17 protein-coding genes are annotated in these 21136 nt (G+C 39.9%); 2 read left to right on the top strand and 15 right to left on the bottom strand.

All coding sequences use genetic code 11. The features are described 5' to 3' along the window. Both GQR46_RS00450 and GQR46_RS00445 read left to right on the top strand, forming a co-directional pair. Nucleotides 1-669 (top strand): hypothetical protein (locus tag GQR46_RS00450; RefSeq protein ID WP_240922878.1); only part of this gene is annotated, 669 nt, incomplete at its 5' end. Between the two features lie 107 nt (nucleotides 670-776). Further along, nucleotides 777-1613 (top strand): mechanosensitive ion channel family protein, encoded by an 837-nt coding sequence (locus GQR46_RS00445; RefSeq protein ID WP_165739313.1) that lies wholly within the window; start codon nucleotides 777-779, stop codon nucleotides 1611-1613. A gap of 52 nt (nucleotides 1614-1665) precedes the next feature. Here the strand turns inward: GQR46_RS00445 and tldD are convergent, their stop codons facing one another. From tldD to GQR46_RS20775, 15 genes are all read right to left on the bottom strand, one after another. Beyond that, on the bottom strand, nucleotides 1666-3105 hold the full coding sequence (tldD, locus tag GQR46_RS00440) for a metalloprotease TldD (RefSeq protein WP_165739311.1): 1440 nt from the start codon (nucleotides 3103-3105) through the stop codon (nucleotides 1666-1668). Continuing rightward, nucleotides 3102-3941, bottom strand: a complete 840-nt coding sequence (locus GQR46_RS00435; protein WP_165739309.1) for a carbon-nitrogen hydrolase family protein — start codon at nucleotides 3939-3941, stop codon at nucleotides 3102-3104. The genes tldD and GQR46_RS00435 overlap by 4 nt, the downstream gene beginning before the upstream one ends. Next, nucleotides 3938-7795, bottom strand: coding sequence for a YhdP family protein (locus GQR46_RS00430; RefSeq protein ID WP_165739306.1), 3858 nt, complete (start codon nucleotides 7793-7795; stop codon nucleotides 3938-3940). The genes GQR46_RS00435 and GQR46_RS00430 overlap by 4 nt, the downstream gene beginning before the upstream one ends. Further along, complete coding sequence (gene rng / locus GQR46_RS00425) at nucleotides 7795-9267, bottom strand: ribonuclease G (protein WP_007586345.1); 1473 nt, start codon at nucleotides 9265-9267, stop codon at nucleotides 7795-7797. Before rng ends, GQR46_RS00430 begins: the two co-directional genes overlap by 1 nt. Nucleotide 9268: 1 nt before the next feature. Further along, entirely contained in the window at nucleotides 9269-9838 is a 570-nt protein-coding gene (locus GQR46_RS00420) for a Maf family protein (RefSeq protein ID WP_165739304.1), read from the bottom strand. Further along, complete coding sequence (gene mreD, locus GQR46_RS00415) at nucleotides 9838-10317, bottom strand: rod shape-determining protein MreD (protein WP_007586341.1); 480 nt, start codon at nucleotides 10315-10317, stop codon at nucleotides 9838-9840. The genes GQR46_RS00420 and mreD overlap by 1 nt, the downstream gene beginning before the upstream one ends. After that, on the bottom strand, nucleotides 10310-11152 hold the full coding sequence (gene mreC, locus GQR46_RS00410; protein WP_010553767.1) for a rod shape-determining protein MreC: 843 nt from the start codon (nucleotides 11150-11152) through the stop codon (nucleotides 10310-10312). The genes mreD and mreC overlap by 8 nt, the downstream gene beginning before the upstream one ends. Continuing rightward, nucleotides 11152-12195: a rod shape-determining protein gene (locus tag GQR46_RS00405; RefSeq protein WP_007586338.1), complete on the bottom strand. Its 1044-nt coding sequence runs from the start codon at nucleotides 12193-12195 to the stop codon at nucleotides 11152-11154. The genes mreC and GQR46_RS00405 overlap by 1 nt, the downstream gene beginning before the upstream one ends. A 134-nt stretch (nucleotides 12196-12329) precedes the next feature. After that, a complete protein-coding gene (locus tag GQR46_RS00400; RefSeq protein ID WP_007586336.1) occupies nucleotides 12330-14378 on the bottom strand; it encodes a formylglycine-generating enzyme family protein in 2049 nt (682 codons plus the stop codon). Nucleotides 14379-14499: 121 nt separating this feature from the next. Continuing rightward, nucleotides 14500-18240: an H-type lectin domain-containing protein gene (locus GQR46_RS00395; RefSeq protein WP_165739302.1), complete on the bottom strand. Its 3741-nt coding sequence runs from the start codon at nucleotides 18238-18240 to the stop codon at nucleotides 14500-14502. Next, nucleotides 18237-18728: an agglutinin biogenesis protein MshP gene (locus tag GQR46_RS00390; protein ID WP_165739300.1), complete on the bottom strand. Its 492-nt coding sequence runs from the start codon at nucleotides 18726-18728 to the stop codon at nucleotides 18237-18239. Before GQR46_RS00390 ends, GQR46_RS00395 begins: the two co-directional genes overlap by 4 nt. Then, nucleotides 18718-19557 carry a type II secretion system protein gene (locus GQR46_RS00385; RefSeq protein ID WP_165739298.1) on the bottom strand — a complete coding sequence of 280 codons (840 nt, stop codon included), beginning with the start codon at nucleotides 19555-19557 and terminating at the stop codon, nucleotides 18718-18720. Before GQR46_RS00385 ends, GQR46_RS00390 begins: the two co-directional genes overlap by 11 nt. Continuing rightward, a complete protein-coding gene (locus tag GQR46_RS00380) occupies nucleotides 19557-20108 on the bottom strand; it encodes a type II secretion system protein (RefSeq protein ID WP_165739296.1) in 552 nt (183 codons plus the stop codon). The genes GQR46_RS00385 and GQR46_RS00380 overlap by 1 nt, the downstream gene beginning before the upstream one ends. Continuing rightward, nucleotides 20095-20586, bottom strand: coding sequence for a type II secretion system protein (locus tag GQR46_RS00375; protein WP_165739289.1), 492 nt, complete (start codon nucleotides 20584-20586; stop codon nucleotides 20095-20097). Before GQR46_RS00375 ends, GQR46_RS00380 begins: the two co-directional genes overlap by 14 nt. 6 nt (nucleotides 20587-20592) lie before the next feature. Continuing rightward, a complete protein-coding gene (locus GQR46_RS20775; RefSeq protein WP_165739287.1) occupies nucleotides 20593-21123 on the bottom strand; it encodes a prepilin-type N-terminal cleavage/methylation domain-containing protein in 531 nt (176 codons plus the stop codon). Nucleotides 21124-21136 lie beyond the last annotated feature (13 nt).

The following is a 21136-nucleotide window of genomic DNA, read 5'->3' as shown; positions in this document are numbered from 1 at the left end:
AGAATCTCGCGCATTTATAGTTTCTCTTGGTTATTTATGTTTTTACTACGATCATTTATTTACTTACTGTGTCTAGCGGGTGTTGCCTCATTGATTCAACTTGAAGGATTTGAGTTGCAGCAAAACGCACTTTACAGTGAAGAAACGCTCACTGAACATATGCAAGATGCTTTAACTTTTTTAAGCTGTATTTTGTTTTTCTATGCTTCACGAATTAACTTTCAACTCAAAATACCGGCGGTATTGCTTTCAGCATTAACGGCCATGATGTTTGTGAGAGAGTTTGATACTTCTCTAGACTTATACCTATTTGATGGTGCTTGGCAAAGTATCGTCTATTCTATTTTGGCTGGCGTGTTTGTTTATTTAATAACAAAGAGAGGGAGTATTTTTAACGCTTTAAAAGCCTATAGCCTCACTCCTAGTTATGGTATTTGCTTATCAGGCATGGTTACTTTACTCGCATTTTCGCGAATGATGGGCAAAGGTGCATTTTGGCATTCAGTAATGGGCGATGACTATGTACGCGTAGTGAAAAACATTGTTGAAGAAGGAATAGAAACGCTTGGCTATACTTTAATTTTTATTTCAGCCATTGAGCTTGTACTCATATGCCGAAAAAGAATGGCTAAAAATCACAAGCATTGCACTGATGAAGTAACTCAATAGCGTAGCTCCATTTTTATTGGTTACTTTTTTTGCACTAAATTTGCTAATTGGTTTAATAAATCAATATACTGAGCCTGTTTTTATCAACTCGCGTTTAATTGGATATTATGACTAAAGATATATTGCTGCATCCGTTTCTTCTTTCAATTGTAATGATCACAATTGCATTTGTACTAAAAGTACTTGTTGATAAGCTCGCTAAAAATCGCGCAGAAAAAAAAGAAAAAGATATTCGTTACATCGCACACAATATTAAGCACTTTATTAATTTTGTAATGATGATATCGCTGCTATTTGTGTGGTCTACCGAAATTCAAAACTTTGCACTTTCTATTGCTGCTTTTGCTGTGGCGATTGTACTTGCAACGCGTGAGTTTATTCAGTGTGTTATAGGCTTTTTTTACCTAGTAACAACTCGCCCATTTAGAGTAGGTGACTGGATACAAGTGGGTGATTACTTTGGTGAAGTAGCTGAAACGGATTGGATAAAAACAACCATGCATGAAATTGATATACATACTTATCAATTTTCAAGAAAAACCATATATATTCCTAATAATAAGCTAATTACCAGCTCTATTAAAAACTTAAACTTTGTAAAACGCTTTGTTACACATCATTTTATTATTGTCCGTCGAGAGAGCTTTAACCCGTATCCTATTCACGACACATTGAATGAGCAAGCTAAGCTGTACTGCGAAGAGTTTCAAGAAGTAGCAAGCCGTTATAATTCGATGATTGAGCGCAAACTTGATGCAAAAATCTCTGGTCCAGAGCCGGTAATTCACTTTGGTACAACTGATTTAGGTGAGTTTAAAGCAAGCTTTACCTTGTTTTGCCCGACAGAAAAGGCGCTTGAAATAGAGCATAAATTAACAGAGTGCTTTTTTGCGTTATGGTATGCAGAGGCTGAAAAAAATAAAGTGGATGAAGGCGAGGTATAAACCCCACCTTCATTAAAAAAAAAGCGCGAACTTACTTCGCGCTTGGCAATATTTAAGCTGTGCCGCCAACCGTTAATTTATCAATTTTAAGGCTTGGTTGGCCTACGCCTACTGGTACGCTTTGACCATCTTTACCACAAACACCCACACCTTTATCAAGGGCAAGGTCGTTTCCAACCATAGATATTTGCTGCATTACTTCTGGGCCGTTACCAATAAGCGTTGCGCCTTTAATTGGTTGAGTAATTTTACCATTTTCAATTAAGTACGCTTCTGATGCACTAAATACAAACTTACCTGAGGTAATATCAACTTGTCCGCCGCCAAAGTTAGGCGCGAATACCCCTTTTTTAACACTACTGATAATATCGGCTTGGCTGTGCTCTCCGCCTAACATGTAGGTGTTAGTCATGCGAGGCATTGGTAAGTGTGCATAAGACTCACGACGTGCGTTACCAGTAGGACTTACCCCCATTAAACGCGCGTTTAGCTTATCTTGCATATAGCCTTTTAAAATACCGTTTTCGATGAGTACGTTGTAAGCGGCTGGCGTACCTTCATCATCCACATTTAGTGAACCACGGCGATCGGCCATTGTGCCATCATCAACAACAGTACATAGCTCAGACGCTACTTTTTGGCCAACCTTACCGCTAAACGCAGACGCGCCTTTGCGGTTAAAGTCGCCTTCAAGCCCATGCCCTACCGCTTCGTGTAAAAGTACACCTGGCCAACCGTTACCAAGTACTACTTCCATAGTACCTGCAGGGGCATCAATAGCCTCAAGATTCACTTTAGCTTGGCGTACTGCTTCCTCTGCAAATTCCATCCAACGCGGTTTACCGTCAACAAGTTCTTTAAAGTAACCATAATCTAAACGTGCACCACCACCTGCGCCACCGCGTTCACGGCGACCATTTTTTTCAAGCAGTACTGAGCAGTTTAAACGAATAAGCGGGCGAATATCGGTGGCAAACGTACCATCACTTGCTGCGATTAATACTTCTTCGTATACAGCCGACATTGAACTAATTACTTGCTCTGCATCGGGTGCTAGTTCACGAATATAGTTTTCAAGTTCGCGTAATAAACTCACCTTGTCGGTATCGCTCATACTCGAAATTGGTTGATGTGGTGCAAACTGCTCTTTAGCTTTAACATCACTAAATACTTTAATCGCTCTATCTTCGCCAGCATCTGCAATGCTACGAGCCGCTGTAGCCGCTTTATTTAGCGCTTCAAGATTTATTGCATCAGAGTAAGAAAATCCTGTTTTTTCGCCGCTTACAGCACGTACACCAACGCCACGTTCAACGTTATAAGAGCCTTCTTTAACTAAGCCGTCTTCAAGCACCCATGATTCGTGGTGGCTTGATTGAAAATATAAATCGGCGTAATCCACTTTATGCTGATGTATGTAAGCGAGCGTTTTTTCGAGCTCTTCTCTATTTAGCTGGCTGTCGTGTAGTAAATGCTGTTCAACCGAATTCATAATAAATGCTCTCTAAATCGTTGATGAGACTGCACGGGCATATCTCGTCTAATTTTTTGTAACTGGTCTAAATCTGCGTTGCAGCTTATAAAACCGGTGCCTGTTGGCAATTCACTCAGGATACTTCCCCAAGGCGAAATAATAATACTGTGGCCATATGTTTGTCGGCCATTTTCATGTGTACCGTACTGAGCTGCTGCAACTACATAACATTGTGTTTCTATTGCGCGAGCTGCTAATAATGGCTGCCAATGCGCTTGTCCTGTGACGACTGTAAATGCACTTGGTACTAAAATAATATCGGCGCCTTGGCGTACTAGTTCGTTGAATAAGCCACTAAAGCGCAGATCATAACATACTGTTAAGCCTATTTTACCAAAGGGAGAATCAACAACAACCACATCGCTACCTGCTTGGGTAAAATCTGACTCTCGGTAGCTACCGGTTTTGTCATCTACGTTTACATCAAATAAATGTATTTTGTTATACGTTGCAACCAGCTCGCCTTGATTATTATATAAGTGCGATGCTGCATAATATTTATGTTCGTTAAATGGCTCAGGCATTGTCCCTGCATTTAACCAAATATTATGGTGTTGGCACAATTCACTAAGTTGTAGTTTGTATCGCTCAACTTGCTTAGCAACACGTAACGTATCGTTACCACTTTTACTAAACACTAAAAAAGCCTCAGGCAAACAAACAAGTAATGGTCTTGTTGCGGGGAGTGTTTTAAGTGCACGCTTTAAGCTTGCTATGTTGTCATCAGGGTTTAGCCCTGAACACATTTGCAGGGCAACTATTGTGGGAGTGCTTAGTATTTCAGTTTTGTTCATTGCGTTACTGTTACTTGTGCATCTTTAAGTTTTAAATCGACTGATGCTTGTGGCTGATTTTGCGCAGCTTGAGGAAGCGTAACTTCACGACTTTTTCTGTCGAGTTCTTGAACAATAGGATCGTTCATTTTACCCGTTACTTTAAAGTTGATCTCTGAGATGACGCGCGCAGAATGAATAACTTTATCAATTGCTAAGGCAGCAAGCCCTGTTACTGGGTTTACCATCCATGCAACTATAACCGGAATACTCGAGGTTACCTGCGGCGCAACAGCAAGGTCATAATCTATATCAAGCGTGTTTAAATTTGCATAACCTTTAATGGTTAAATCGGCAGGTACGCCGTCCATTTTGGTATCTTTAGTGTAAGCGATACCATTTTCTAACTGCATAGTGCCTTGCATGCTGTTATAAAAAAAGCCCTTTGAAAATACATCTCTAAAATCAAGTTTCAGCTTGCGTACTAATGAATCAAGGCTCAGTAACGAAAATACGCGTGCCCCGCCATCGCTAACTTCAGTTAAGTGACCTTCTCCTAAATCCCAAGCTATCTCGCCACTTAAACTTTTCACATCAAAATTATAAGGGGCTGCTTGCCAAGTAAGATCATAATTTAGATCGGCTTTTGAGTCTTTAATCGCGGAGGTTATATCAAACTCACCAAACAATGCGCCTATGTCATCACTTTTAAGCTCGCCACTTAGCGTTGTTAATCCATTTTGCCACTGCCCTTTAGTGCGCAGCACATGATCGCCTTTATCGACTACAAGTTCTGATATTGATAAACGCTCTCCATCACCTAATAATGACGCACTCACTTTATCAAGTTGGTAGCGGTCAATTTTGCAATCACTACATTCAAACTCAATAGCAGGTATTTTAGTAAGCCAGCTCAAGTCTTTCTCAGGAAGTACATCTGTTATTTCAAGTGCTTGCTCATTGTGCGGTGCAAAATTAAGCCTTAAGTAATCGGCATTAATTCGTATGGGCTGGCTAGGCTGTGATGTAGGGATAAAAACCCCAGCTCTAAGTTCTTTAGCATTTAGCTTTAGGTATAAATCGTCTTTTGATGGTGCTAAACGCATTTCAAAATCATTAAAAATGATGTTACTCGCATCAAGTAAACCTATATTTGCGACCACCTCATTAAGCGGTGGCATAATCCCTTTTGATTCTTGATCTGGGTTTGCTTTACCAGCATTAATTATTTGATCAATCAGATCAAACCAAGGCACTAGTTCACTCTGTTCAAGATTTATATTTACGCTTAAGTCTTTTTGGTTTAATCCTAAATCTTGTTTTCCGAGCACAAAATGGACATTACTAAACTGTGATTTTCCATTTTCTAAAATAGCATTAAAGTAAAACAGTTGATTAGCGTTTGCTGTAATGAGATTAGAAATATCATCACCTTGTACTACCGCATCAAGCGCCCACATTTGTTCGCTATTTTTATTATAAGGTGCGGGTAAGTTACTCGTTAAGCCAAGTAGTTCTGAGTTTACCTGTGCACGGTAATTAAAGCCTTGCTCGGTAAAATTAAGTACTAAGCCAATATCAACATCACTTTGCCCGCTTAAATAATTTTTTAATATACCTTTCCCACTATCTATTAGTGTATCGGCGTCAATTTTGGCGTTTATATCTATGTTTGCTTGGTAATTTTTTTCATCACTTTTACTGCTGTAATTAATAGTTAGCGGCATGCCCAACCATTTCGCAGTCGCATTTTTAAGTGTGATATTGTCGTTTTTAAAATTAAGCTCGCCAGTTAAGTTTTTAAGCTCAATCCCTGGCGTTGCTATAAATACTGGCAAGTCATTTAAATTAACCTTGCCGCTAACACTGGCCCCGCCTTTAAACTTTGAGCCTACTAAAAGCTCAATACTGGCATCGGCTTCGCCTTTGCCCTGCACAACTTTAAAAATTTCAGCAAGAGGTTTGGCAATAGGTGTCGCTGCAAAAAAGTCATGTAACTTTTCCATTTGTGCTTTTTTATCAATTTGCACAATAAGTTCATCAGCATGCATTAAATCTGCAATGCTTACCTGTACACTATTACCAATATCTAAATTAACCAACTTACCTTGCTGGCTATATATGTCCATACGCTCATTATCAAAATGTAGCTGTACGTCGGCATTGGTGACCAAAGGCCAATCAGGATCAAACTCATAGGTTGCGTTATCTATTTGCGCTAATACACCAAACTGGCCACTACCATCGGTGAATGGAAAACCAGATAAAGGTCCTGCAAATAAGACTTGTGCTTTAGATACTTCTCCGCCTTTAATTGCACCATTTAAATAGCTAACGAGCTCAGGGCTCATAGCTTTTAATGGGAAGTAATGACCTGCAATTTTGGCATCTGGGGCGAAGGCTTCAGCGTAAAGATCTAATCGAGGATCATCTGTTAGACTAATTTGTAATTCTGCAGCAACAGTAACTTCATTATTATCAAACCATATATTGTCACTACTTATATGCCAGCCATCATCTCGCTTAGCTAAATCTAGCTCTACATTTAGCTGATTATAATTTATGTCGTTGCTAAAGCTTTCGCCTGTAACTAATGTGCCATTTTCGCCAAATAAATTTATTCGACCACTACTTTGATTAAGTAAACCATTTACTCTAAGTCCTTGTGCTGCAGGTACCGACCTTAATTCTTGCCAGCCAATATTGTCAGCCTCAAACCATAATTGCCATTGCTGTGCATTAGAGAAATTTAAATAAGCTTGATCTATTTGCCCACTAGGTTGGCGCTCTAAAAATGGTTCAAGTGCATTAAAATTACTTAGCCCTGCTAGGTTACTCAGTAATTCAAAATCAACTTGATGGAGCCACACTTCATTTTTCGCCCCTAGTTGAGCTTCAAACTCTAAACTTGGCCATGCTTTATCATTACTATTAAATGTTAAACCTGTGCTTTTTAAGTGCCAGCTATTTTGATCTGGGTATAAGTGAAAGCCACCTTCACTCAAACTAACTTGTTGGCTTTGCTCTTCTCGCTGCCAACGCACAAAGCTTGGTAGCCACTGCATTTTTATATCGCTTACAAAACCTTTATCTAGTTTTAGCCACGCTTGTAAATTAATATCGCTATGCAGTTGTTGCTTTTGCGTATTTATATATTGCGCTAACCAGTTAGATACATCGACTTTGTTAGCCTGCACATAAATGTCGCCCGCAACTTGCTCTAGGGTATCGCCAGTAAGTGCTATGCGCGCATCAAAATCACCGACCGAAATACCCGGCAATGCTAAGCTCCCACTACCAAGATGCTGCTCATCTTCATTTTGCCAAACAATATTTTTGAGGAGTAACTTACGCTCTTTACCGTCTTCTAGAACAAAGTTAATACTGGAATTTTCTATTGCAAAATGACCCGTTTTACCCAAAAACAGTTCTTCAATTAGCTCTTTTTGCTCAAAAGAGACTTCGTCGTTGTCACCGGTTTTAAATAAGTTGGTAATATTTACACTGGTATGAAAACCATTAATAACAAAATAATTAGATCTAAGTTGCAGCGCTTTTAAGCTTTCCCATAAGTTTAGCTCTAAGCTGGTTTTAGCAATGGTGAGTGATATTGGTGCAGTTTCGTTATCTTTAAACGATAAATTCTCTAATACTAATGCAGGACCACTGCCCTGCCAACTAGCTGATATTTCACCTATAGATAAGCTTATTTCAAACTTTTCGTGTAAATAGCTTTCTATATTCCCTTTGTATTCGTTTGCATACGGAAGGGTATATTTTAAAATTGAAACAATAACGGCCAGTAATACCAAAATTATGGCGCAGGTCTGCCATAATTTTCTAAAACAAAAAAAACAGACCGCTTTTGCTTTCATTACATCATTACCACATCAAACTGTTCTTGGCTGTATAAGCTCTCTGTTTGAATATTGACTTGCTTACCAATAAATAGTTCAAGCTCGGCAAGGTTATGATACTCGTCGTTTAGTAAGGCTTCACTTACAGCTGGCGCTGCATATACCATAAACTTATCGGCAGCGTATGCTCGATTAACGCGTACTATTTCACGCAGTATTTCGTAGCACACTGTTTCAACTGTTTTTTGCGATCCACGACCAGAACACGCCGGGCATACATCACATAAAATATGTTCTAAGCTTTCGCGTGTACGTTTACGCGTCATTTCAACAAGCCCAAGTGCTGAAAGCCCATTGATATTTGTTTTAGTGCGATCTTTTGCGAGTGCTGATTCAAGTGAATGTAATACTCGGCGCTTATGATCCTCACTTACCATATCTATAAAGTCGATAATGATAATACCGCCTAAATTACGCAGCCTAAGCTGGCGAGCAATTGCAGAGGTTGCTTCTACGTTGGTATTAAAAATTGTTTCTTCTAAATTACGATGTCCCACAAATGCACCAGTATTAACATCAACAGTCGTCATTGCTTCAGTTTGGTCAATAATTATATAACCGCCCGATTTTAAGGTAACTTTGCGATGTAGTGCTTTTTGAATTTCGTTTTCAACGTCAAACAAATCAAATATAGGTCGCTCACCAGGATAGTACTCAAGTACTTGAGAAAGCTGTGGGACAAACTCTTCTGTAAATAACTTTAGTTCTTCATGAGTAAGTTTAGAGTCAACGCGAATGCGCTCCATGTCTTCACCTACGTAGTCACGTAGGGTTCTAAAGGCAAGCGTTAAATCTTCGTGTAGGATACTGGCTTTACTGGTTTTTTTGCGACGAGCTGTAATTTTTTCCCACAGTTTTCTTAAAAAACCGGCATCGTGTCGTAATTCTGCTTCGCTAGCGCCTTCGGCTGCTGTACGTACAATAAAGCTGCCATTTTCATCGCCATATTCTGCGACTATTTTTTTAAGGCGTGAGCGCTCTTCTTCAGTTTCAATACGCTGACTAACCCCTACATGGGTCGCATCTGGCATAAACACTAAATAGCGAGAAGGAATAGTTATATCTGTGGTGAGTCTTGCGCCTTTAGTGCCTAGCGGATCTTTTACCACTTGCACCATAATGTATTGGCCTTGACGAACTAACTCTCTAATGTCTTGTACTTTTTTTATTGGTACGTCGTCTACGCCTTCAACAATAGAGGCACTATTTACAATATCGGATGCATGTAAAAATGCCGCTTTTTCAAGGCCGATATCAACAAAAGCAGCCTGCATACCCGGAAGTACACGGCTTATTTTTCCTAGGTAAATATTGCCTACAATACCTAGATTACCAATTCGCTCTAGCTGTATTTCTTGCAGTACACCGTTTTCTATTAGGGCAACACGGCTTTCGCTCGGTGTGACATTGATCAGTAATTCTGTACTCATGTTACCTTCTTAAGAATGTTTTTAATAATTGTTCGGTTTCATATAAAGGTAAGCCTACAACGGAGAAATAGCTACCCGCAATATGAGTTACAAAGCGACCACCTAAACCTTGGATACCATATCCGCCGGCTTTATCTTGTGGCTCACCTGTCTCCCAGTAGGCATTAATTTCTTCATCTGTTAAGGTTTTAAAAGTAACGTCAGTACTTACAACGCAGCTAATTACATCATTTTGCGTCGCAAATGCTACAGCGGTAAGTACTTGATGTGTGTTACCTGACAGGCGTTTTAATGTATTTGTAAAATCGTTTTTATCGCGTGGTTTACCCAGTGATTCGTTATCGATAACAACCACGGTATCACTACCAAGTACGGGACGATCTGTATACCCAAGCTCTACACCGCTTTGGGCTTTCAAGCGAGCTAAACGCTCAACAAGTGCTCTAGGTTGCTCGTTTGGAAGTGGGCTTTCATCTGCATCAACACTAAATTGTGTAAATTCGACACCTAATTGGCTTAATAACTCTTTACGACGGGGAGAGGCTGATGCCAAATATACTGCGGTAGTCATTACCTGATCCTAAAATGTCTGCGATATTTACGAAGTAGTAAAAACACCCAAAACCAACTAACCATTCCGGTTGCTACTGGCCATAAATACTGTGGATTAAAGTAAACCCCTAACAAAAAGTGATTTAGCCAAAACTGCATTAAATGATACAGCGTTAAAAACAAACCAATTAATAAGCTTTGTTGCCAAAGCGAAAAGTTACGAATTTTTTGAAAGTTGCTCGCGGTTACAAATATACATATTGAAAATGTAAGCGAATTTACACCTAGCGGTGAGCCAGATGCTAAATCTATTAATAAACCAACAACCCAAGCAGTACCAATATTTAAACGATGCGGTACTGCCAACGACCAATACATAAGTACAAGTAAAACCCAGTCAGGTCTAAATGGTTCAAACGAAAAAGGGAGCGGCATTAATGCCATTATTAACGCAAAAAAGATGCTTAGCGCAATTAACAATGAATAACGGTTAATCATCGCTGATTTGCTCCTGTTGATTACGCCATAAAATAACCAGCAAACGAATGCGATCTAATTGCGCAATAGGTTCTGCAAAAACTTGTGCAAACGGGCGGCCTTCATCACGATTTATTTCGGTTACTACAGCCACCGGGTATCCCTCTGGGAATGTGCCACCTAATCCTGATGTAACAAGTACATCGCCAATTCGCACATCTAAGCTGTGCGGAACGTGAGAGAGCTTAACGACGTTAATTTTACCTATGCCCTCAACAACCGTTCGTACATCGTTACGCAGTATACGCACAGGTGTGGCATGCGTAGTGTCGGTCATGAGTAATACGCGTGACGTAGTTGACCCTACTTTAGTTAATTGCCCTACTACACCCATCTCATCAATTACGGCTTGGCTTTCACTAAGTCCATCGGTGGTACCACGATTTATAACAACTTGATGGCTATACGGGTTTGAATGCACAGAAAGTACTTGAGCAATAATTTTACGATTTGATTGCTTTGCAGATGAGCCTAATAAGGCGCGTAGTTTTTGGTTTTCTCTGGCTAGAAATTGATACTGCTGAAGTTGCTCGCTTTGTAGCATTTGCTTTTTTTTCAGCGCTTCGTTTTCAGTAAGAAGTTGCTCGCGCGTATGCAGGCTTTTAGCACTTAAGCTAAATAATTCGTAGGGTAAATTAGCAACATAAATTAGTGGGCTAACTAAGGTATTGAGGCTGGTACGAACAACAGTACCACCTTGCGTATATCTGTCTCCAACAATGAGTACGATACTCAAAAGCACTGCGACAAAAAGTCGCAGTTGCAAAGAGACTGTGCGTCCAAACATTAATTTCATTAGTCGTAACTAAAAACGTCACCACCATGAACATCGATCATTTCAAGTGCTTTACCACCACCACGTGCAACACATGTAAGTGGATCATCAGCAACAACAACCGGAATACCCGTTTCTTCCATTAATAAACGGTCTAAATCTTTTAACAATGCACCACCGCCAGTAAGTACCATACCGTGTGCAGAAATATCTGATGCCAGCTCTGGTGGTGATTGCTCAAGCGCAACCATTACTGCACTCACAATACCCATTAATGGCTCTTGTAGAGCTTCTAGGATTTCGTGCGAGTTAAGTGTGAATGAACGCGGAACACCTTCAGCAAGGTTACGACCGCGCACTTCAATTTCGATTGGCTCATCAGTTTTAAACGCAGAGCCAATTTGATGCTTAATATTTTCAGCTGTCGCTTCACCAATTAAGCTACCAAAGTTACGGCGTACATAATTAATGATAGCTTCGTCAAACTTATCACCACCAATACGAACAGATGATGAGTAAACAACGCCGTTAAGTGAAATAATAGCAACTTCAGTTGTACCACCACCAATATCAACAACCATAGAACCTGTTGCTTCTGATACTGGTAAGCCTGCGCCAATAGCTGCTGCCATTGGTTCTTCAATTAAGTAAACTTCACGAGCACCTGCACCCATTGCAGATTCACGTATTGCACGTTTTTCTACTTGAGTAGCACCACACGGTACACAAATTAGTACACGCGGACTTGGACGCATAAAGTTATTGTTATGCACTTGTTTAATGAAGTGTTGTAACATTTTTTCTGTTACAAAAAAGTCAGCAATAACACCGTCTTTCATTGGACGAATCGCTTTTATATTACCCGGTGTACGACCTAACATAAGCTTTGCTTCTGTACCTACAGATGCAACACTTTTAGGTCCACCAGCACGCTCTTGGCGGATAGCAACAACAGAAGGTTCATTTAATACAATGCCTTCGTCTTTTACATAAATTAGGGTATTGGCTGTACCCAAGTCGATCGATAGATCGTTAGAAAAAATACCACGGAGTTTTTTAAACATGAGGCTGGATGACCTTTGAAATACGTTCTTATATTAGCTGCCTCACTTTAACATGCTCAACTATATGAGCAATATAAAGCGCAGCGCCTTTGTGAATTTGTGAAAAAAGGAAGCAAAGCTTCCTTAATTGAGTTTTATCGTTCGCGAACTAAGCGAAAACCAATGTAGTTAGATCTAAAATCAGGCGCTAAAATTAAACGCGTAGATGCACGAGCAAGGCTTGGTGCAAAGTTCCACGCTCCGCCTCTTACTGCTACATCAGACTCACCTGATTCTTTATCGGTCCATTCCCATACATTGCCTACGGTATCGTATAATCCAAATGCATTTGGAGAAAAAGAACCTACTGGTGATGCACGTCTGTTTGACCATTCACTACCACACCAACCACAGTTAGCTAGGTTTTTACCAATTTCGTTACCCCAAGGGTATTCTGTTTCAGTTCCTGCGCGTGCTGCGTATTCCCACTCAACTTCGTTAGGTAAACGAAATTGCTGTCCTGTTTGACCAGATAACCACTCAGCATAAGCTTTTGCATCGTTATAAGTTAAACATACAGCAGGAAAGTCACTGCCTTGCTCAAAACCAGGATTACGCCAATTTAAATTTGCTTCCCATACTGGTTCGCCATTTAAATAATACGCACACCCTTTATTTTTTTCCGCTTGAGTTTTATAACCTGTATTTGCTACAAACTTTTCGTAGGCACCCACAGTTACTTCTTTACTTTGCATAGCGAAAGAATTTGCTATTACTTTTTCAATTACTGGACGTTCATTAGCTAAACCATTGCCGTTAATATCGCCCATTTTAAATTTGCCTGCAGGAATAACGACAACCGGCGTTTCAACGTTTGCATTTAATACATTAACGTTTTCACTAACCTGGCGTGTTGTTACTTCTGGTTGCTCTCGAGTATAGGTCGGTGCAGCAATCGACTTAGGCTTTTTTACTAAATTTGCATTAATTGTTTGCGCTTTATTCAAATCAACACGTGCTTGATAAGGTTTATAACCAAGTTTACGTATTTCAATGTTATGAATGCCCGGCGGTAAACGTGTAATCAAGCGTGTTGAGCCAAAGCTTACACCATCGATAAACACTTCATCGTCGTATACGTTTGATCGTAATGTTAGCTCTACTGATTGATCCTTCTTCTTATTAAGGATAGAAGGGTAATCTTTTTTCACCGATGCAGGTTTAACTGAATAATCACGTACTGGCTGCTCATTTAAACGAGAAACCGACACCGTGTTGCTATTATCCGCGCTATTACTGAATGTTAACTGACTATCGGTAAATGTATTGTTATACGCTGGTTGATAAGCAGCCGTAAGTGGCGTGCCGTACTCAGAACAATAGCGGTTATCTATGCTTAATAAGCTACATAAACGGCTGCTATTAACTTCGCCGCGCATAGTTACGCTTAAGTTAACGTTGTAATTACCTTGGCCGCTAAATGCACTGTTAACTACATGGCTACTTAATATTTGTACTTGAGCGCCCGCCAAATTACGTTTTGGCTCAACAATGCGCTCTTCTGTTAGATTTGCAAAAATTTGATCAACAAAGCGTTTAGTTGCTTTTTGTAGACCCATTTGCTGACCGCGTTGCTCACATGCTGCTAGCGTTTCTGTTCGCTTACAGTTAATAGTGTGGTTAACCTCAAGCGTACCTTCACGTGTAAACTCGTTACGTAAACGCTCTACGCGGGCTGTAGTTAACTGCTCTTTTAAACTTTCTAATGTATTTAAAAGCGTATGCTTAGCAACACGAATTTGTTCTATATCTTTACGGTGGGATGCAATTGCCGCCAACTGCATAGAAATGTCATCTTTATTTTGCTTATGATCAATCACCGCTTTTTGATAGCGTGATTGAGCCGCACTAATATTAATAGTGGGATCGTCAATTAAACGACGGTACATTTCGTTCATCGCATCGAGCGCTTGGTTTTTTTCTTTATCTAGCTCTGTAGAACGAGAACGAAGTAGCTCTAATTGATTTTGTAACTGACTTTCTTCTTTAAGATGTTTTTCAAGTATTCTTGTCGAGTTATCGTATTCTGTCTGTTTAACACTAATCTCTGAGTCAATTCCAGTCACTGTAGCTGTGTCTTGTGCAAATGCACTACTAGCTAACAAACTAGCTGAAATTAACAGAGATAAAGGAGTAATTCGCATATATTCCAGTCCCAAAAAGCGGCAATTATTTGGTCGTTATTATTTTTTATAATTAAAGCCTTATGCTATGTACTTGCAGCACAAAACACAAGCTTTGTTCAATTATTATATTAGTTTACAACTATTCGCGTGTTTCACGCCAGTAAATAACCCGATCATTTCCTCTAAAGCGTCCAAATTGTAAAATAGTACGAGGATCAAGCTGTGTTCCATCGCCCTGCCAATCCCACTTTAACCAATCATAAGTATTATATTCTAAGGTAAATTCACCCAAACCATTTGGCTGTGCATAAATACCGTTATCTGGCGGATATACTCCCGCTTCTAGCTGGCCAGATACACCAGTCCCATATTTATAGGTTAATTGTGGGCTGCTAGGTGATATTTGAGTAATTTGGGTATGATCAAATACACTACAGTTATCTTCAGCGTTATTTACAAATCCACTGCCGTTGTAATACTGAGCCTGCATAGGAATAAGTAAAGGGTCGAGATCGGAGCCTGCGTTATTGCCAAGGACTAAACGTCCAAACCTAAACTCTATTGGCAATGCATTTAGTCGTACGCTATTACAACCACCCGAGCATGCTGTTTGTGTATTAGGTTTATCATTTGCATCAATAAGTGTTGCTCCTTCTATGTCAGAAAGCGTTGCCATTAAGCTCACCATAGCGAACGGTCCGTCTGCTTGCCCTACACCTAATCTTTTAAGTGTCGTGTTGAGTTGGCTCATTTGCCATTGGCCGTCGCTTATATCTCCCCAGTTGTTATTTCCTAGGTTTACTAAGCGGCTAGTAAAATTAGTTGCAGGTACATAGTTACCTACTTCATTATTTTCGGCATTAACGTCTACACTCGATTTATCAAAGCCCTCTTTATAATTAGCCATTAGCTCACCATTTTGATTTTGTGCTTGTACTGTAAAGCCAAGTTCAAAAGGTTGATCAAGATAAGTTAAATTACTGCCGTATTGCGTGCATTGCGCGGCGGCTTGAACCCCCACTACCTGAAACTGCGAAGGTGCAAAACGACCAACGTTATATAGCTCACCTTTTACATCTCCCGCACCAAAATAATCGGCATCTTGAAGGCCTGCTGTTAAATCAATTATGCCAACTTGGTCGTAATTATATTGCGATATAGATTCACTCAAACTACCTGTGTCATTAAAGGCAACAGTACTCATCGCTTCAAGCGTACCTTGAATGCCTGGCGTAGGCGCTTTAAGTAATGCCTCTACAATTGGTTGCTCTGTAATAAAATGCTTGGCAATGGTGTTATTTGTAATATTGCTGTAGTTGTCTGGGAAACCATCGTTGTTAGTGTCTTGCCCTGTTTGCCACTGCACCGCATTCATTTTTAAATCAAATGCTTCGCCCGTTAATCTAAATAAGCTCCCATTGGCATCTGCTGCATAACCATCACTTGCTACCTCCATGGCTAATCCAAATGGTTTTACGACATATTCATTTGAACTACCCGTTAAATTTACTGATAAGTTAGTTAGTGGGTCTAAAATTAAGTTGGTTTTTACGTTTAAACTCAACTTTCCTGCATCGGGATAATTTATAACAATCGGGGCTTTAGACTCACTATCAAAGTTTAGCGTGAACGATTTAGCTGCTTGCTCGACCGCAAAGGTATTATTGTTGTTACTAAGTGAAACCGTATCAGAGCAACTTGCACCAGCACTGCATGTATACGATAAATCTAAGCTTACATCGCCACCAGCGGGAAATGCAGCTTCGCATACGCCCGTAGTGGTATTTGTTTTTACCGCTTGAATAGATAGCGCTTTTGCATTAAATCCAGTATTTGAAGGCTTTGCTGATAACTGAGTAGGAATTGTAGTATTTCCATCTGTATCATTATTAAAAATAAATCCAGCATCAGAAAACGTAACTTTACAGCCACTCAAACCAACATTATTACCACCGATATAACAACGAAGAGGTGCAGAAGGATCAGCGGTGTTATATCCAAATGTAACACTGCCTGTGGTGCGTTTAGCAAATTCGACAACCGCTGATCCTGTAAAATTAATATTCTCCCCCGTAACCCAACTTTGCTGACCACTATTATCTGGAGAAAGGTTTAAACTAGACGGCTCAGCAAATAATAAGTCGCAGGCATCATTAGCGCAGGCTGTTAGTGTCATTTCTTTAGCTTCACACGTCAGACCTTTGTTATCGCTTATTGTTAAACGATAATGATCCAGTGTTTCTGGTGTATAAATACCACAAAAACCAGGGATACTTTCGGGTACTGGTAGGGCGTCAAACGTTGAGCTCCCTTCGGTAATAATTTGAGTAGCCGATGTAATTGATCCCTGATACGTTACATTTTGAGCGATTCTTACCTCACCAGTTGCAACAATATAGCCCGCAATATTTGCATCGGCTGCAATAGCAACCGCACCATCCACATAAATAGCCAAGTACGCGCCAGTTTCTACTACTATATTTGTTTTACCTATATTCAAAAATGAAGTTGATAGAAGTGAGGTTGTGTCTTTTAAAAAAATACGTGTAGGCGCTGTTACTCTGTACTCTGTTTCCAGCATACTTAACTGCAACTCATCGTAATAATAGTCGCCAGCTAAAGAAGTAGGTACGGGCCCTGTTGAGCTACCATCATTTGTAACCGTTGGCACCTGCGCCGCTTGATTCGGTTCTAAAGAGTTATAACCACCAGCAACACACGCCTGACCATTACACAAAGGAGGGCTTGTCAGCGCTGTAGAAATTAAACTTGTGGTGGTGACAAACTGCGCATTACCATCGGTTATTTCTACTCCCTGCACCAGCTGCACTTCACCATTGTTATAAGTAGAAATAGCGCCTGGGAATAACGTATCACAATCTAAAATATCACCATTAAATACGAAGGTACTGGTCATGGCGAGTATTGATGCTTCCTCGTTTACGTGACGGCGCTCGTTATCGCCATCACGATCTTCGTCAACAACTAGCCCTAACCTGTCGGTCCTTAGGTTACAGCTGCGTAGCCACCCGCCATCATCTTCTTGGCGTGAGTTTTTACTTGCTACAACTAACGGAGCCACACTAAAATTATTAGTAAAACTAAAGTAATTACAGCCATTGCTCCAACCGTCAACTTCAAAGCCTGTGAAAAAAGTTTCCCAGGACACTTCAAGTCCATTATCGTCTGTAAATACGCGGTTACTTCCAGGCTCTACGGCCATATAGGCAACAGTTTCGGTTTTTATAAGCCCAAGTGCTGTTTCAGATGCTTCTAAAGCAATATTAACGCCGCTAGCAGATAAAGAATTACTTTCTACTGCAACGGTCAAAAAAGGCACTAATGCTTGAGTAGGTGGATTACTATCTATGCTGTTGAGCGTTTGTAATGAATGGAAAAAGTTCGGCCTTTGTGAAAATGGCTCAGCAAAGATTAACTGTTTATAACCTTTTGGCGTAAATGGGGAGAAGCCTGACTTAGGACCATACTGTAGCTCTAATAATAAATCGGTACTTCCTACTTCCATGATTGTTCCATCAGGAAACTCATGTACGCCATATTCAACAGCCAAATAATGAGCTCCCATCGTAACGTGCTCACCATCCTCACCCGAAGGCTCAAGAGGTAGTGCCTCAAAGCTGGTTGTGGTTATATTACGTATTCTTATTATTGCGGGGTTTCCGCCTTGGTTTGTTGAGAGCATAAAAACAGCAGGAGGTGTTATGTATTGCTGTTGAAAATTTATTTTTGTCCAAATAGGTGATGTGTATGTGTCTTGCAGCTCAATATAGCGCCCTTCAATTTTAGGCGGTACCGCATTTGCGTAATTACAAAGTAACACGCAGCTAAAAAATATAATGACCAATGCATTTTTCATCATGGTAAAGTTTTAGCCTCCACACTGAGCGTTCTTTGTGTTTGCCAATAATCTTTTCTGCAGCTACTCCCTGCAGGGCAATCAATTGCGGCGCACGTTGCACTGCTTTGTAAGTAATATATATTCACAAGCCCGTTGGTTGTACTGCTATCAGGTAAGTCTATATATTCATCGCAACTCACCACTACTTTACAGTTAGCTAAATATGCAGCTTGGAAGGTTAAATCAGTAGTAACTGATGTACAGCTTTGAACTGAGCTATTTATTGGAAATAGTTGCATTAAACCACTTTCTAGGCCGCTTTGTGCTGCCATAAAAGCGCGAGCCCCATAATACTCAATCGTATTTTGTTGAGATGCACCAGAAAGCACTTTAACTAATGCTAATCCTAGTGCTAATAAAGCAACAATAATTACTAAAGAAAGAATTATTAAGTTCCCTTTTTGTTTACTGGGTAAGGCTTTTCCGTGAGGATTTTTTTTAAGGTACATTAGGAATATGTACCTCATGGTTAAAGTTCATTACTTCAGTATTGTTAAATTGCATTTGCGCATTCACATTAAGCACAGCGTTTCTTTGTAGGGAGAGCGCATCAAGAGTAAAAAATAAATCGCTCGCTAAATTATTGGCAATGTAAATACCTAATAAATCACGTTTAACACCACTGCTTATTTGTAAGCTCACGGCATCCAATTGATTAACAGTAAAACCGTAATTGGTATATCTATATAAATACTGCCCTTCAACGCAAAAACTTACCGGTTCTGAAAGTAAATAAAGGCGTTTACTCGGCGACTCTTGGGTAAATGTTTTGCTAAATTGCCACTCATCAATTTCGCTCGCTGAACTATTAAATGCTGATACTTTTAAGCGCTTATTATTATTTTCATCATATATATCAGCACTGCTTAATGGGTAAATAGTTGCCCAATCTCCAGCTTGCGGCTGCGTTAAATTATTAAGTTCAAAATCAACAGCGCTAACATTAAAAGGCGCTACGGTAGGTAGGTAATTTGTATAGTGAGTCGCTGATAAAAACGGCGTAAATTCTAAGCACTGCTGCGCACTACACGCTCCGCTAGTACTGTTATCGCAAGAGAGCCTTAATGAATTAGGCGTAGCGTGGCGAAGTTCTTTACTAAGTCGCGTTATTAAAAAGCGGGCCTGAGCTACTGCTTCTTGGCGTTCAACACCTTGTGAGTAAATGCTGACCCCAGCACCAATAAACGAAAATGCACTTACGGCTAAAACACCAATAATAACCATGACAAGTAATAGCTCTATAAGGGTAAATGCATTTTGGTATTTAGCTCTTTGCATTAGTAATTCCCTTTATATGCACTAAATCCGTAAACTTCGCCTAAGGGTGATGTTACTTCAATAGTAATGCGCTTAAAGGTTGTGCCATCGTTGGTGGTCGATTCGTTAAAGTCGCTATCGTACTCAACAGTAACAACTAAATTAAAGTCGCTGTATTCGCTTAACACCTCACCTAAACTATTTGTAATAGGTTGGTTAGAAAGTGCAATATAGTCATCTACATCGTTATAACTGGTTCGGGTTTCTAGGCCAGCCCCTAAGTTATCGACGCCTAAATTGCCCTCTGCGGTACAAGGCTCAGCACCCAAGGTTGTTTCGCCGCAACGCCTAAAAGGTGCGCTTCTATCGCTGTGCTCATCAAACGATTTACTTTGAATTTCGTTCATTAGTGATTGACCAAATTCAGAGGCTCTTAAAGCAATAATTGGCTCTGCACTTTTTTTTGCTTGCGGGGCAATGAGCGCGGTAATAATGCTTAATGCAATAGCAAACATCACTATGCCAATAATAAGCTCAATTAAAGTAAAACCTTTTACTTTAAGGGCACGCATATATAAGCCCTTCATCACTTATGCATACGCCAGCTAATCCAACATCTATTCGACACTGCGAAGTACAGGTTTGATTTGATTTACCTAAAGGATCAAAACTAATTTGGGTAAATATATTCGCGTTACTATCTAAAGCGCTAAATGTTATATCACTTCTTTGCGTGTTTATTTGTACCACTAAATGATCGGTGTTGTTGGTATCAGCGCCACCAATACATGTATCAGGTGTGGGGGGAGCAATAAGTGTGGAGGTTATATAAAGAGTATGGCAACTTGTTGTTGCTGTATTTTGCATTGCACGTAACTGCACTGTTCTCAGTGCATTTAATGTACGGTCTCGATATGAGTATGCATCTTCTGTTGAGCTGCCCAGAAATTTGGGAACTGCCGTTACCGACAGTATTCCCAATATCACTAGAGTAATAATTAACTCAATGAGTGTGAAGCCACGCAATCGTTGCTTACTACTGCTTATCATTTAATATTAACAATCGCTAACATCGATAGCGACTGTTGCTGGAGTATCTTTGTTTAAAGCTGGAGTATAAGTAACTTTACAAGAATCTGTGACTAGGTAGCTATTTGGATAAATAATGACTGGAGTTGTAGCATCATCCCCTCCTGACAAATTGAAGTCAGTACTATCAGCGATAGTAGGATCATCGGTTACATCTGCAAAATCTATATCTAAAAATGCCTCAAATGCATCAATAGTCCCTACTGGGTAGCCAAATCGAATTGCTACGCCTTCAACAATAGGTGTTGGAGTATCTGTTTCTGCTTTATTTTGTATATTAGCAATAAGTGCCTTACCATTCACAATATTCATACCACTGCGAATCGACCCTTGTACACCTTCAAGTGTTGAAGCATTCGCATCACCTTGCAAATTTAAAAAACGAGGGGCTGCGGTAACGGCTAAAATGCCTAAAATAACAATTACGATGATCAATTCAACAAGTGTAAAACCTGCTTGTTTATTTATTGGTAAACTTTTTAACGATTGCGTTTTCATAGATAAGCCTCTT

This window comes from Pseudoalteromonas sp. Z1A6, from assembly GCF_011378745.1.
Classification (GTDB): Bacteria; Pseudomonadota; Gammaproteobacteria; order Enterobacterales; family Alteromonadaceae; genus Pseudoalteromonas; species Pseudoalteromonas arctica.
This window is presented reverse-complemented; position numbering and strand designations above follow the sequence as displayed.